Origin of the sequence: Curtobacterium sp. MCSS17_016, assembly GCF_003234255.2 — a bacterium.
Taxonomy (GTDB): domain Bacteria; phylum Actinomycetota; class Actinomycetes; order Actinomycetales; family Microbacteriaceae; genus Curtobacterium; species Curtobacterium flaccumfaciens.
Map to the genome: position 1 here is coordinate 202854 of NZ_CP126254.1, position 14035 is coordinate 216888.

At 65.2% G+C, this 14035-nt stretch carries 11 protein-coding genes, 1 tRNA gene and 1 pseudogene; 7 read left to right on the forward strand and 6 right to left on the reverse strand.

Annotated elements, in window-relative coordinates:
• Positions 1-3: 3 nt before the first annotated feature.
• On the reverse strand, positions 4-1002 hold the full coding sequence (locus DEJ19_RS01015) for an SGNH/GDSL hydrolase family protein (RefSeq protein ID WP_111234248.1): 999 nt from the start codon (positions 1000-1002) through the stop codon (positions 4-6).
• Positions 1003-1145: 143 nt separating this feature from the next.
• Here DEJ19_RS01015 and DEJ19_RS01020 point away from each other — a divergent pair.
• From DEJ19_RS01020 to DEJ19_RS01030, 3 genes are all read left to right on the forward strand, one after another.
• Positions 1146-1235: transfer RNA gene (locus tag DEJ19_RS01020), tRNA-Ser, on the forward strand.
• 365 nt (positions 1236-1600) lie between these two features.
• On the forward strand, positions 1601-2113 hold the full coding sequence (locus DEJ19_RS01025; RefSeq protein WP_111234249.1) for a hypothetical protein: 513 nt from the start codon (positions 1601-1603) through the stop codon (positions 2111-2113).
• Between the two features lie 514 nt (positions 2114-2627).
• Entirely contained in the window at positions 2628-4535 is a 1908-nt protein-coding gene (locus DEJ19_RS01030; RefSeq protein WP_181441646.1) for a bifunctional lysylphosphatidylglycerol flippase/synthetase MprF, read from the forward strand.
• Here DEJ19_RS01030 and DEJ19_RS01035 read toward each other — a convergent pair.
• A pseudogene (locus DEJ19_RS01035) lies at positions 4532-5681 on the reverse strand (IS3 family transposase). The gene DEJ19_RS01030 and the pseudogene DEJ19_RS01035 overlap by 4 nt on opposite strands.
• Before the next feature lie 504 nt (positions 5682-6185).
• On the opposite strand from DEJ19_RS01035, the gene DEJ19_RS01040 reads away from it, so the two are divergent.
• Positions 6186-7484, forward strand: a complete 1299-nt coding sequence (locus tag DEJ19_RS01040; protein ID WP_111234352.1) for a CitMHS family transporter — start codon at positions 6186-6188, stop codon at positions 7482-7484.
• 169 nt (positions 7485-7653) lie between these two features.
• On the opposite strand, the gene otnK is transcribed toward DEJ19_RS01040, so the two are convergent.
• Both otnK and DEJ19_RS01050 read right to left on the reverse strand, forming a co-directional pair.
• Complete coding sequence (gene otnK, locus DEJ19_RS01045; protein WP_111234351.1) at positions 7654-8919, reverse strand: 3-oxo-tetronate kinase; 1266 nt, start codon at positions 8917-8919, stop codon at positions 7654-7656.
• Positions 8916-9593 carry an aspartate/glutamate racemase family protein gene (locus DEJ19_RS01050; RefSeq protein WP_111234350.1) on the reverse strand — a complete coding sequence of 226 codons (678 nt, stop codon included), beginning with the start codon at positions 9591-9593 and terminating at the stop codon, positions 8916-8918. Before DEJ19_RS01050 ends, otnK begins: the two co-directional genes overlap by 4 nt.
• A 155-nt stretch (positions 9594-9748) precedes the next feature.
• Between DEJ19_RS01050 and DEJ19_RS01055 the strand changes: the two genes are divergently transcribed.
• Positions 9749-10387, forward strand: coding sequence for a class II aldolase/adducin family protein (locus DEJ19_RS01055; protein ID WP_111234349.1), 639 nt, complete (start codon positions 9749-9751; stop codon positions 10385-10387).
• 7 nt (positions 10388-10394) lie between these two features.
• On the opposite strand, the gene DEJ19_RS01060 is transcribed toward DEJ19_RS01055, so the two are convergent.
• Both DEJ19_RS01060 and rraA read right to left on the reverse strand, forming a co-directional pair.
• Positions 10395-11162, reverse strand: a complete 768-nt coding sequence (locus DEJ19_RS01060; RefSeq protein ID WP_220033664.1) for a FadR/GntR family transcriptional regulator — start codon at positions 11160-11162, stop codon at positions 10395-10397.
• Positions 11149-11616 (reverse strand): ribonuclease E activity regulator RraA, encoded by a 468-nt coding sequence (rraA, locus tag DEJ19_RS01065; RefSeq protein ID WP_110895048.1) that lies wholly within the window; start codon positions 11614-11616, stop codon positions 11149-11151. Before rraA ends, DEJ19_RS01060 begins: the two co-directional genes overlap by 14 nt.
• A gap of 336 nt (positions 11617-11952) precedes the next feature.
• On the opposite strand from rraA, the gene DEJ19_RS01070 reads away from it, so the two are divergent.
• Complete coding sequence (locus tag DEJ19_RS01070; RefSeq protein WP_258377503.1) at positions 11953-13032, forward strand: isocitrate/isopropylmalate dehydrogenase family protein; 1080 nt, start codon at positions 11953-11955, stop codon at positions 13030-13032.
• A gap of 68 nt (positions 13033-13100) precedes the next feature.
• On the forward strand, positions 13101-14021 hold the full coding sequence (locus DEJ19_RS01075; protein ID WP_111234347.1) for an AEC family transporter: 921 nt from the start codon (positions 13101-13103) through the stop codon (positions 14019-14021).
• Positions 14022-14035 lie beyond the last annotated feature (14 nt).

Below are 14035 nucleotides of genomic sequence, written 5' to 3' on the forward strand. Positions count from 1 at the left end.
AGGCTAGGCCGTACGGCCGACATCACCGGCGCGGTCGCCCGGCTCGTCCGACTCGTCCGTCTGGTCTCGTTCGTCGGGCAGCGCGATCGACCCGGTCATCCGGTGGCGCAGGCGCTCGACCGGCCCCGGACCCTGGCGCGAGGCGTGATCGAGTGCTTCGGCCCCGTCGGTGTCCTGCTCGGCGCGGGCGTTCGCCACCGCCCCGGCTTCACGACCGAGGTTCTCGGCCTCGCGCACGGACAGGTAGTGCCGGATCGCTGCCACAGTGTCGACCCGCGCGTCAACCGCGGGCTCGAACGCGCTCGCCCAGATCTCGTAGCCGCGGTCGTTCGGGTGGAACAGGTCGCCGTAGCTGTTGAAGAAGGTCCGACGGAGCCCGACCCGCTTCGTGATGGTGTGCAGCGGCGCCACCGTCAGCCCGAACTCGTCGGCCACCCGGTGCACGATCTCGTTCGCCACCGCCACCTTGCGCTCCCGGTCCGGCACGAACATGCACGGCAGCTCGGCCACCACGGCGTGCGACGGCACCGCACCGTAGATCGCCCGGATGTTCCGCTCGAACTTGTCCGGGTCGAAGTCGGCGATGTCGTTCGCCCCGATCGACACCGTGCAGACGTCGGGGGCGTAGTGCCGGAGCTTCGGCAGTTGATCACGCTTCGCGCCCCACGTCGTCGAACCGGAGACGCTGAGGTTCACCACCCGGACAGACATGTGGGAACGGTGCCGGATGCGCCGTGCGAGCAGCCCCACGTAGCCACGCCCAGGTGCGGTTGCACCGACGCCCTGCGCTGCCGAGTCACCGATCGCCACGTAGAGCAGCTGCCCCTCGTGCTGCTGCCGTTCCCGCCACCAGTCGGCGTGGATCGGGAGCATGTCGACGACCCGTTGCGCCGCTGCCCGTTGGCCCTTCACGCCGGCGCGGGCACCGACGGCTGCGGCGCCGACGACGCCGAGGCTGCCGACGACGGAGGTGAGGAGTGCGATGAGCGTGCGGGATCTCATGCCGTGGACGGTACGCCCGCCGGTCTTGCCGGAGACGAGGAGGACCTGTGGGTGTGGGGAGAGCCCTGCAGGTGACCGCCTGTGGAGGGCGAGCCGACCCGGGGTGTCATCACGGGCCTCCCGGATCGTGTAAACTCTTTCCCGGTACCGTGTCCGAGCGGCCGAAGGATCATGTCTCGAAAACATGTGTGGGGGCAACTCCACCGTGGGTTCAAATCCCACCGGTACCGCCATAGAAAACCCCCGTTCACGCGGGGGTTTTCTTGCTTAGGGGAGTGGTCCTGGTGCTTCTGTGGTGCAGATCTCGCCCATATGGCTCCGTGCCGCGGCGCCGCTCCTCGGGAGTAGGACGGCCGGAGTTCGTCCGAGCTGGTGCCTGAAGCGCCCTCGTCCGTCCCGCGAGCGCGCAGCCCAGTGCAGGCCTTCGCAGCTGCCTCCCGTGGCGGGCCGAATCGAAGCTAACCACTGCTTCGCGCTGCTCACGGTCTAGATGCGCGGCCTAGGAACATCAACCGGACCTGCGGCAGTCCCTCACAGTTCGAGCAGGACCCCGCGATGACGGGGTAGCCGAGCCGCTGTCAGTAGGCACGATCGGCGAGTGCTGAACACCCACCCACGACTGGTCGCCGCACTCCTGACCGTTGGCTTGGCGCTCCTCATTGCCGGCTGTACCAGTCACAGCTCCGGGAACGGCCTCCCACAGGACTACGGGCAGGACTGGCTCGAACAGATGTCATCCCAGCTCGCCGGCGACCACGGCGGAGGCGGCGGGCAGCTCATCGTCGACGACGATGATAGGAAACAGGCCCGCGCAGGCGTCGCACTGCAGACCGACCTCGCTGGCCCGTACGACGTGCTCGCCGTCTGCCGATCCACAAAGGTGGTGCACCTCGCAATCCACGACATCACGAGCAAGCACGACGAGTACGGCGACTCGTTCGACACCAACTCGCTCATCGGCCAAGCGAACGTCCACTGCGGGGCAACCACCCGGATCCCCATCGACGTGCCGAAGGACCGCGACGGCATCATGCTCGACGCGACAACCGCCGACACCTCCGAGCGAGATCTGTTTGATGCGTTCATAGTCACGCGAGGATCCGACCAGTGACGGTCGGCATGACACGGGCACCGGCACCGGTGGCGGGTTCGAGAAGCCGCTCTTCGCGGCGACGGAAGCAGCAGTGCATGGCCGGGTGAAGTTGCATGCCGCTGTTGCTTACGCGAACATCGATTGGAAAGCGGCTGCTGCTGCGTCAGGTGACGCAATCACGAAGCTCTGACCGCCGGCACTCGGCGCCGGGGCGACGTATCGCGGACTGATGCCGAGATCGCACCGGAGCCTCTAGCGACGGCGGCTTGGATCTCCTCCTGCGTAGAGGTCTCTTTGCGGAATGCTCCACGGTTCTATGGTCGAAGCTGAAGGGGTGCCGGCCTCCCCCTTCCTGTCCTTCCTCCGCCCCGTCCGTGGTTTTCGGTCTCCTCGACTTTTGATCGCTGTCAGCGCTTACGCCCTGCTGCTCGGGACGGCTGCAGTTTTCATCGGCGTTCATGAGGGTTGGGCCGGGCCCGCACTCGTCCGTGACCTCACTCGGACAGCTCTCGCAGTCCTGACCGTCGGCGCCGTGGCTCGTATCGCAGGCCCCGTCCGTACCGTGCTGCTCGCCCTCGGCTCAGCTGCGACCGCTTTCGCCGTGGTGGGTCTCGGCCTTGCACTGTTCACCCGGCTGGGCGAAGCGTTCGCTTCGTTGGCCTCGATTGACTCCCTTTGGGCTCCATTCGCAGGCGCCGCGGGCGTGCTCGTCGTAGCGGCCCGGAAATTCGCGGCACCGTGGGACCGCCTCGTGCCCGTTCTCGTGCTGACTGCCGCCTTCTCGATGGTTCTGTTTCGTGGTCACGCATCGGACGCTGTCGTACTGGTCGGCGTCGGAGCCGCCGCCGCGAGCGGTGGCTGGGTTGTTCCACGCAATCCAAGGTCCTCGTGGCAGGACGTTGACGCCGACCGTGCTCGCGTAACGGCCGCAGCCCTTCTCGTCGGACTCGGTATCGGCCTTGCCGTTGGCGGCGGACGTGACGCTCACGGAGTTGCGAGCCCCGTCGTGTACGCGCTCGGTCCAGTCGCCACTCCAATCGCCGTGATCCTGCTGCTCGTAGCCTCAGCCGCGGTGCTTCGGGGGCGGTGGCTCGGGCTCGTCGTGGCCGTCGTCGTGCTCGCAGTCATCATCGCTGCCATCGTCTGGCGGCTCACCGTCGATTCCGTGCGCGAAAGATGGTTCACATGGGCCGATGTACCGTTCGGCGACGTCGAGTGGCAGTTGAGCATCTTGCTGCTGTGGCTGATACCCCTTGCGGCGCTCGTCGTCCTCGTGCGCCGTCGACAGGCGTTCGTTCGCCGATCCGCGGCACCCGTGCTGCAGGCAGAGCACGAGCGCCTCGTGGATGCGCTCCAACGGGGCGACGCTGGCAGCCTGGGATGGATGGGCACCTGGGATGGCACGAGCACATGGTTCTCCGACGATGGCAAGAGCGCAGTGGCCTACCGGGCTTGCAACGGCGTTGCTCTCACTGTCTCGGACCCTATCTGCTCCCCGGAGGACGCCGCCGAAACGATCAAGGGCTTCGCACGCGAGTGTTCCCGTCTTGCGCTGGTCCCGGCCTTCTACAGCGTCCACGCCGCCCACGAGGGCATCTTCGCCGAGCTGGGTTGGACAGTGACGCAAGTCGCCGAGGAATCCGTGCTCGACCTTGCGACCTTCTCGCTCAAGGGAAAGAAGCGCACCGACCTCCGCACCGCGGTTAACCGGGCAGCGCGTGTGGGTGTCACCGCGGAATGGACCTCGTTTTCCAATCTGAACCCGGCGATGCGTCGCCAGGTGGTCGCGCTCTCCCAGGGGTGGGTTTCGCAGAAAGAGCTGCCAGAGATGGGCTTCACACTTGGTGGTCTCCCCGAGATGGACGATCCCGCAGTCCGGTTGCTGGTGGCCGTCGACACCACGGGTCAGCTGCACGGCGTGACGAGTTGGCTCCCTGTGTACCGCCGGGGTCAGCTCGTGGGACTCACCCTCGATGTCATGCGCCGGGGACGGTCCGCCATGCCCGGCACCATTGAGTTCCTCATCGTCCATGCCGCCCTCGATTCCGCGGCCGAGGGTCTGGAGTCGCTCAGTCTGTCCGGGACACCTCTCGCGCGCTCCGGACAAGCAGTGGAACCAATGTCAGGCCCTCGCGGGTTGGCAGGGCGTGGCAGGGATGTCCTAGGGCGCCTGCTCGAGCCCGCGTACGGCTTCGCATCGCTGGCTCGCTTCAAGGGCAAGTTTCAGCCTGAGCACCGTCCGTTGCTCGTGGCATGCCCAACCGCCCTCGAGTTACCCGTCGTGGGGCGAGCCCTGGTGTCGGCTTATGTGCCGTCCTTGAAGTTCCGCCAGGTACTTGCCCTGGTGTCACAGGTGCGCCACGCCGGACAGGAGCGTCGACGCATCGCGAGACTCGAGAAACGAGGGACTGCTGCAGCTTTCGTTGACTCGTCCGTTTAGGCCGCGAGTGCGACCTGTGGGTTGATGATTGCTTCGTACTCGATGGGCGTCAATTTCCCGAGCCCCGCTGTCGACGCTTCCGGTGGTAGGTCCCCTCGATCCAGTGCACGATCGCGACGCGCAGCTGCTCCCTGCTCGCCCACCGGCGCCGGTTCAGGACGTTCTTCTGCAGGAGCGCGAAGAAGGACTCCATCGCCGCGTTGTCCGCGCACGCGCCGACCCGGCCCATCGAGCCGAGCAGTCCTGCGTCGCTGAGCGAGCGGACGAATCGCTTGGAACGAAACTGACTGCCCCTATCGGAATGAACCACTGTTCCGATCGGATTCCGTCGAGAGATCGCCATCTGCAGCGCCGCGACGGCGAGCGAGGAACGCATCCGAGAGCCGATGGAGTACCCCACGATGCGTCGGGAGCAAGCGTCTTTCACGGCGCAGAGGTACAGATTGCCCTCGCTCGTGTTGTGTTCGGTGATGTCGGTCAGCCACAGCTTGTCGATGTCCGGCGCTGTGAACGCACGCTGCACCCGGTCGTCGTGCACGGGTGGTCCCGCTTTCCGGTTCAGACCCCGCTTCTTCGCGTGCAGAGACCAGAGTCGCTGCTGTGAGCACAGGCGCCAGACGCGCCGTTCCGACACGAGGTGGCCGGCTGCGGCGAGGTCGTCGGCGATGAACCGGTACCCGAACGTCGGGTCGTCCCGGTGCGCGTCGACGGCGGCGTTGGTCAGGTGAGCGTTCACCCAATCGCGTCTACTTACGGGGCCTTTCCGCCAGGCATAGAACGCCTGCTTTGTGAAGCTCAGCACCCGGCAGGTCACCGCGACCGGGATCCGGTCGGCGGCGAGTTCGAGGACCAGCGGGTACATCATCTTGGGAGGTGCGCTTGCGAGAGATACGCGGCCGCTCGGCGCAGGATCTCGTTCTCCTGCTCAAGCAGCCGGTTCCGTTTCCGCAGTTCTCGAAGCTCCGCGTTCTCCACGGTCGTGACGCCGGGCTTGACGCCGTCGTCGACGTCCGCGCGGCGCAACCAGTTCGTCACGGTTCCTTCGGAGATCCCAAAGTCCTTCGCGACCTGCGTCAACGGGATCTCCCCGCGACGAGCGACCGCGACCACGTCGCGTCGGAACTCCTCCGGACAGGGCCTGGGCATGATCGACATCCTTCCAGCGAGGAGCACGTCCTCACAGGTCAGGAGTCAACCGAACCTGCAGCAGTCCCCGACAACGGGCACGAAGCGAAGCGCCATGATCGCGTGGCCGGCCCAATTGAGCTCGTTCTTGCTCCGGGGTCGAGGCATCGACCAACCACTTCATATGGTCTGGCTGCCTGCCGCAGGGAGCGAAACCGACGTCAGGTGTTCACGGCTGCGGGTCGCGTCCGTCGAAGACGCGCGTAGCGCGGGTAACAGTCGCCCGCCGGCCCATCTCGTCGGCCTCCTTCGACCCTCGACTACAAGCCGCCTTGGCTCCGTCTGCCGCGGGCGACCCTTGCTAAAAGTGGGCGACCACTTCTCGCGAAGGCCGGATTAGGCGAGCCACAGGTCGTATCTGTGGGTCGTACTGGCTAGCAAGTGGTCGACCAGTTGTGCTAGCGTCAGCCTGCGCCTGTGCAACCGTGCAGTGCCGAAGACCTCGACGCGGAGGAGCAAGCAAGGATGCTCGCAGTATTCGGATTCGCCACGCTGGCGTCGTTCATGGTGGCGGTGATGCGCAAGTGGGCGACTGCTTTTGTGGCGATCATCGTGGCTCCGGTGATCTTCGCCATTGTCGCGGGCTTCGGTCCACGACTCGGGGACATGACCCTGAGCGGGCTTGAAACCGTTGCGCCCACCGCAGTGTTGCTGTTGTTCGCCGTGCTGTACTTCGGGCTCATGATGGACGCGAAGCTGTTCGATCCGGTGTCAAACCTGATCCTCCGGCTGTCCAAGGGCGACCCGGTGAAAATCTGCATGGGCACCGCGATCCTCGCGATGCTGGTTGCTCTCGACGGTGACGGCACGACGAGCTACATGATCGTCTGCTCGGCATTCTTGCCGCTGTACCGCCGCTTGAACATGAACCCGCTTGTGATCGCGACGGTCGCAGTGATGGGACTCGGGCTCATCTCGGGCTCCACCCCCTGGGGCGGCGCGGCCACCCGCGGTATCAGCGTGCTCAAGCTCGACGCGACCGAGTACTTCGTGCACCTGATTCCGTCGCTCGTCATCACCTCGGTCTTCATCCTCGCCGTTGCGTTCATTCTCGGTGTCCGCCAACGTCGCCGTGTCAACCCGGCCGTCGTCGCCGAGGTTGCTGCCGAGATCCAGGCCCGTAAGGGAGAGAAGATGGCCCGTCCCTCATGGCGTATGTGGTTCAACGCTGCTCTCACCTTGCTCTTGCTGGTCCTCCTGGTCACCGGCGTTGCTGACCTGGTCGTACTCTTCATCGGCGCATTCGTGATTGCGATCGTGATCAACCACCCCAACCTCGCCGAGCAGGGCGAAGTCATCAAGAAGCACGCCGCTACCGCTGTGCCTGTCGTGATGCTCGTCCTTGCCGCAGGCGTCTTCACCGGTATCCTCAGCGACTCCGGGATGATCAAGGCGATGGCGGACGCATTCCTGTCGATCGTCCCCGATCAGATTGGCGGCTTCTTCCCGATCATCACCGCGATCATCGCAATTCCCATGGGCTTCTTCATGTCGAACGACGCGTTCTTCTTCGGCGTGCTTCCCGTTCTCTCGGAGTCCGCTAGCCAGTACGGGTTCCACGCCAACGAGATCGCTCGCGCCGGCGTCGTGGGGCAGATGACCCACATGATCGGTCCGGCCTCGGCGCCGTTGTGGGTGCTGCTGGGGCTGATCAAGAAGGATCTCGGTGAGTTCCAGCGCTTCGGGTTGCTGTGGGTGGTGGCCGGTTGCGTTGTGTTCATTCTCGCGCAGCTCGTTACCGGCGCGATGACCGTCCGGTTCTGATTGGACTTAAATCGATAGCGAACACAGGGGCGGGGCCGGTAATCCGGTTCCGCCCCTGTTTCGCGTGTAACGCGTCACGAATGCGGCCGCGTGCTCATCGTCCAGCGCTCTTGCCCATGAGGAAGGCGAGCATGCAGGTCCGACCGACCCGCACGCTCGCCTTCCGTGTTCAGCGGCTGACTCGTCCGGTCTGCACCGCTTCGAGGAGGAAGTCGGAGCTGCCGAAGTTGCCTGACTTCAACAGCACGGCTATCGCGTCGGTGCCCTGCGTGTAGATCCACGGCACGCCAGGAGCGACCTCGCGCCCAATCACGCCGGTACGTACCTCGAGGGCGGTGACGACGGCTCCGGATGTCTCTCCACCAGCGACAACAAGCCGGCGGACTCCACGTTCGATCAAGCCGCGTGCGATCAGACCGGTCGCCTCCTCGAGTATCGCAGACGCTCGGTTGACGCCGAGTTCTGCCTGTACTCGCTGCAGGATTTCCGGTGGCACTGACGAGTACAGGACGGGAGCAGTACCCACAGGGAGGGTGTCATAGAACGTCAGCGCTGCTGCCGCCAGCGCTGCTGGCTGCTGTTCCGCCAACGCGTCGATAAAGTGTCCTGGCTGCTGCTCACGATAACGATCTAGCTGCTGCAGAGTGCGAGCGGAGCAGGAGCCGGCGAGGACGGCCGTTCGCACTTCGCCGATCGGGTCGGCATCGCTGACCTCGTGAGCATGGTTCTGGGCCGCGCGAGCGCGTCCAAGCCCTCCTGCAAGACCGGCCGCTCCCGTAACCAGACGCGCACCGGCGACGGCTACTCCGATCTCGGAGAGGTCTTCGTCACTGACTGCATCAATAACGGCGTATCGGATACCGGACTCTTCTAACGTTGCCAGATCCCTAACGACTGCAGACGCCCCCGCCCGTACGCGGTCATGGTGGACCAGTGCAACCTGCTCCGTCGTCTGCGCCGCGAGCACCTCGACGATCCGCGAATTGGTCATTGGCGTCAGCGGATGGTGCCGCATGGGCGATTCTGACAGGAGCGTGTCGTGCACGAAGAGGTGGCCCTGGTACTGCGTGCGTCCGTGTTCAGGGGAACTCGGAACGACGGCCACGACTTGAGCGGACGTCAGCCCGGCGAGAGCATCAGAAACCTGTCCGATGTTGCCCTCTGCGCGGGAGTCAAAGGTGGAGCAGTACTTGAAGTACAGCTGGTCGGCTCCGCGCTCGAGCAGCCATTCGCCGGTTCGGAGTGATTCCCGAACTGCTTCTTCCACCGGAGTTGTGCGGCTCTTCAACGCAACGACGACCGCATCGGCATCCGCGGGGACAACCGTCGTTGTGTCAGGGACACCGAACACGATTGCTGTGCGCAGTCCTGCACGCCGGAAGGCCACGGCGACATCGGTGCCGCCGGTGAAGTCGTCAGCGATCGCGCCGATCATGCTCCGAGCCCGTTCCCGAGCATGGCACCTCGGAGGCGAGCGGCCGCCCGATCGGGGCCTGTGACCACGGTTAGACCGGTGCTCGCCAGCGCCGGCGCCGCCGGTGCGAGAGAGTACTGCGCGAGGAAGACAGCGTCCAGGTGCGGGGAGGTCGGAAGCGCAGACTGGATCGCTGTCACGAGGGCGGATGCATCCGCTCTACGTGAAGCCACGAACGCGCCGTCAGGCACAATGGGAACCAGCTCAACGGCACTCCCGACCTCCGCAAGGTACTCGCGGAGTCGAAGCATCGTGTCCTCCAGCGGCGCCTGCTGGCTGGCGACTACTGCGATGCGTCGGCCGGCGAGCTCGGCGACCGCCTCGAAGGCGGCTTCATCGGCCCCGATGACGGGTAGATTCCCCTGCGTCGGTGCATCTGTGGCGACGGGGCCGTACATCGAGCACGTCAGCAGCACCCCGTCCGCCCCCTCCAGCATTGCATGATCGATGAGACGGAGCATCCGCGCCCGCAGCTGCTCCGTCAGCCCGCCGGATTGGTCGGCGTCCTGCAGCAGCCTGTCATCCAGGATTGACCACACGTCAACATCGGGCATCGACCGTTCCAACGCTGCGCGCGCGGGTTCGATGGCTGCGGGAACCGCGTTGATGAGTGCGATACGTCGACGGTCACCCATGACCGCTCCTTTCACGTCCACCAGGCTCAGTACGCCTGGAAGGTCCAGTATGGGCTAAAATCGCGAAGTGGTCGACCACTTTTTCGGGACGGCGAACCAGGTCCGAAGGCTTTTTGGCTGGTCGTAGACGGTCGACCAGTGAGGAGGACACGTTGATGTCTGTTGCCGGAGATGTCGTCGCTGCGGGACAGCGGCTGTCGGAGCTCGGGCTGAGCCCGGGTACGTCCGGGAACATCAGTGCCCGCGACGGGGACCGCATCGTGATGACGCCGACGGGATCGGACATGGGGGCCCTCGAGGCTGCTGACCTGTCAGTGCTGTCCTTTGACGGTGAGCTCTTGAGTGGGGGGAAGCCGTCGAAGGAGTTCCCGTTTCACCGTGCGATGTACCGAAGGGACAGCGGCACGACTGCGGTAGTGCACCTGCATTCACCACACGCTGCAGCGATCTCCTGCACGCCCGCGTGGAGCGAGCGAAGCGCGATTCCGCCGCTGACGCCCTACTTCGTGATGCGATCGGGGCAGACCCCGCTGATTGCCTACGCCTCCCCAGGAGACCCGAGTCAGGCCGATCGGATGGAACGGCTGCCGTTCCCCTTCAACGCTGCTCTGCTGCAGAATCACGGGTCTGTCGCAGCGGGGAACACCATGGCGGACGCGATCGCTGCCGCGGTGGAGCTCGAGGAGGTGTGCCGGCTCCTGCTCTTGCTTGGCGACCGGCCGCTGACCCTGCTGCCCGAGGGTGAAGCGGAGCACCTTGCGGAGAAGTACGGCTCGTACTGGACGGCTCAGTAGCCAGTCGTTACTGACCGGCGTCGTGCAGCGTCTCGGTCAGCCGCCTGCTGGCCCGCGCCATGTGGCTTTCCATTGCGGCAGCGGCCGCGGCACTGTCGCGAACCCGGATCGCCTCAAACACCGGGACGTGCTCCTGGTAGGATTCTTCGAACGATTCCGCGGCGTCCATCACTCGATGAATCCACACCCGGAGTAGCGACGAGATGCTCTTGAGCATGTTCGCCAGCACGAGGTTCCCGGACGCTTCCGCTATCGCGAGGTGGAACGCGACGTCAGCTTCCACGAACTCGTCCGTCGAGGTCGCGGCGCGCATCGCGTGCAGTGCGGTCTCGATCTGTGCAAGGTGGGCATCGTCAGAGCGTTCGGCTGCGAGCAGGGTAGTGATCTGCTCGAGGTAACGTCGCGCTTCAACGAGGTCTGATGCTCGCCGCTCGCCGAGCATCAGCCCCCACTCGATCACTCGGGGGAGCAGATCGGACTCGCCCTGGCGCAGGTAGGTTCCACCGCCGTGGCGGAACTCAACCAAGCCGAGCACGCCGAGTGACTTGATGCCTTCGCGGATGATCCCGCGCCCGACGCCGAAGGACTCGCTCAGTTGACGTTCGGAGGGCAGTTTCTCGCCCGGACCGATCTGGCCGGACGAAACGTAATCGATCAGTGCTCGTGCGACTTCGTCCGACGATGGCGTCGTCCCAGAGACTGCGGTGAGCTCTGGCGCAACTGCGGTCCGGCGGCGCGATGGGGGAGTGGACTCAATGGCCTCAGCGCTCGACAAGGATGCCGTCCTCGTCACAGTAGATGGTCTTGCCAGGTTCGAACCGAACGCCACCGATGACGACCGGCACGTCGACCTCGCCGACATTGTTCTTGACGCTCTTGCGCGGGTTGGTCCCGAGCGCCTTTACCCCGAGCGGGATCGTGGCGATTGCCGCACGGTCCCGGATTGCGCCGTTGATCACCACACCGGCCCAACCGTTCTGGGCGGCGATGTTCGCGATCATGTCACCCATCAGCGCTCGCTCGAGCGAGCCGTGGCCGTCGACAACGAGGACGGCGCCGTTCCCGGGCTCTGACACGACGCGCTTCAGCACCGAATTGTCCTCGAAGCACGAGACGGTGCGGATCGGACCGCTGAAGGAGAGTGCACTTCCGTAGTTGCCGAGCTGGACCGACAGCGACGCCAGCGCCTCGCCGTGCTCGTCGTACAGGTCTGCGGTGTGGAACGTCATCGTGGTCCTTTCGCGGGTCCCTCTCATCCTATTCGCCGTGCTACCGCATGCTGGCGATGAAGCGACAGTCGCCTCGCTTGTGGTGAACCACTTCGTGGGACTCTGAGAGATGCGGGACGGAGCTAAACCCTGCCGCTGGTTGGACGTGACCGACGAAGTTGCAGAGCTTCCGTTGCGGTGAAAGCGCGCCGTCGTTGACTGGTCGACCACTTGCGTGCATGATGGCAGCGAGTCCACCGCAGCGTTGCAGGATGTTGCACGTCTAGCGCTGCGGCAACTCCCTCCATCATCCGGCCCGTCAACGAGGCCGGCCTGACGAGTAAAGGAAGTCCAATCGTGTCTCAGCAGTACCGCCTCGCTGTCCTCAACGGCGACGGCATCGGCCCGGAGATCGTTCCCGCCTCGGTGCAGATCGTCGACGCCGCAGTCGCCACCGTAGGCGCTCCCGCCATCGACTGGTCCGAACTCCCGCTCGGGCGTGGGGCGATCGACGAGTTCGGCACCGCCGTGCCCGAGCAGACCCTGGCAGCACTCAGCGACGTCGACGGGTGGCTCCTTGGGCCGCACGACAGCGCTTCCTACCCGGAACCCCACAAGTCGCTGCTGAACCCGTCGGGCACGATCCGCAAGCACTTCGACCTGTTCGCCAACATCCGCCCCGCAAAGGCGTTCCCCGGCGGTAACGCGATCGTCGAAGGCACCGACCTCGTCATCGTTCGCGAGAACACGGAAGGCTTCTACGCAGACCGGAACACGTTCGCCGGCACCGGCGAGATGATGCCGACCAAGGACGTCGCCATCATGCACGGCATCATCACCCGCGCCGCCACCGAACGCATCGCCCACGAGGCGTTCAAGCTCGCGATGACTCGCGACAAGCGCGTGACCATCGTGCACAAGGCGAACGTGCTCAAGATGACCACCGGCCTGTTCCGCGATGTCTGCCGTGAGATCGCAGCCCAGTACCCCGAGGTCAGCGTCAACGACTTCCACATCGATGCCTCCACGGTGCACCTCGTGCGCCGTGCCGACAAGTTCGACGTCATCGTCACCGAGAACATGTTTGGCGACATCCTTTCCGACCTGGCCGGCGAGGTCGCCGGCTCCCTTGGTATCGCCCCGTCCATCAACGCCTCCTCGACGCAGGCAATGGCACAGGCATCACACGGGAGCGCCCCGGACATCGCCGGACGCAACGTCGCGAACCCTATCGGCATGATTCTGTCCTCCGCGATGCTGCTGCGTTGGCTCGGCGCGAAGTTCAATGACGAGGCGATCCTCAAGGCCGCAGACCTCGTCGAGGAGAAGGTTGCCGCGACCGTTGAAGCCGGCACCATGACCCCAGACATGGGTGGCTCCGCCGGTACCAAAGAGTTCGCCGCGGCCGTCGTAGACGCAATCACCGCTGCTGCATAAGTGAGACCGGTGTGGGGCCACCAGGGGTGGCCCCACATCCATGTCCACCACCGGTCGAGAGAAACGCCATGATCCAGATCCTCACGGGCTTCGTCGTCATCGCATTCGTCATCGGCGTGGGCTACATCATGCGCCGGAGTGGTTTCGTGGGCGACGAGGCCCGACCACTGTTCTCCCGAACCGCGCTCTACGTCACCAACCCGGCGCTGCTCTTCACCGTCCTCGCTCAGGCGGACCTCCACGAAGTGTTCTCCGGCCCGGTCGTCGTCGCCGCCGGCAGTACCGCCGTGGTCGCGAGCCTGTTCATCCTGTTCAGCCGCATCTTCTTCCGTCGCGACATCGCTACCACCACCGTCGGCGCGATGGCATCGGGCTACGTCAACGCCAACAACATCGGCATCCCCGTTGCCGTTTACGTGTTGGGCTCAGCGACGTATGTGGCACCGGTGATCCTGCTGCAGCTCGTCGTCATCACTCCGGTTGTGCTGATCGTCCTCGATGCAGCCACTTCCGAGCGTCGGAACTTCCTCGCGATCGCGAGCAGACCGTTCCGCAACCCCATCACCGTCGCGTCCCTCATCGGTGTCCTCATTGCCGCGACCGAGGTCCCCCTCCCGGACGCGGTGTTGGCGCCCCTGAGGCTCCTCGGTGGTGCCGCCGTGCCGCTCGTTCTGATGGCGTTCGGCATGTCGCTGCACGGCTCACGTCCCCTCCGCACGGAAAGCGATCGCGTCAGCACGCTCGTCGCAACCGGCATCAAGTCGATCGTGATGCCAATCGTCGCCTTCTGCCTCGCGCACTTCGTGCTCGGCCTCGCCGATCACGTCGTGTTCGCAAGCGTCGTCATGGCCGCACTCCCCACGGCACAGAACGTGTTCCTCTACGCCGGCCGATACGACCGCGGAACCACCATCGCCAGGGACACTGTTCTGCTGAGTTCCGTCGCATCCGTCCCGGTGATCATCGCCGCCTCCGCACTGCTCACCTGAAACGAAAGAACTTC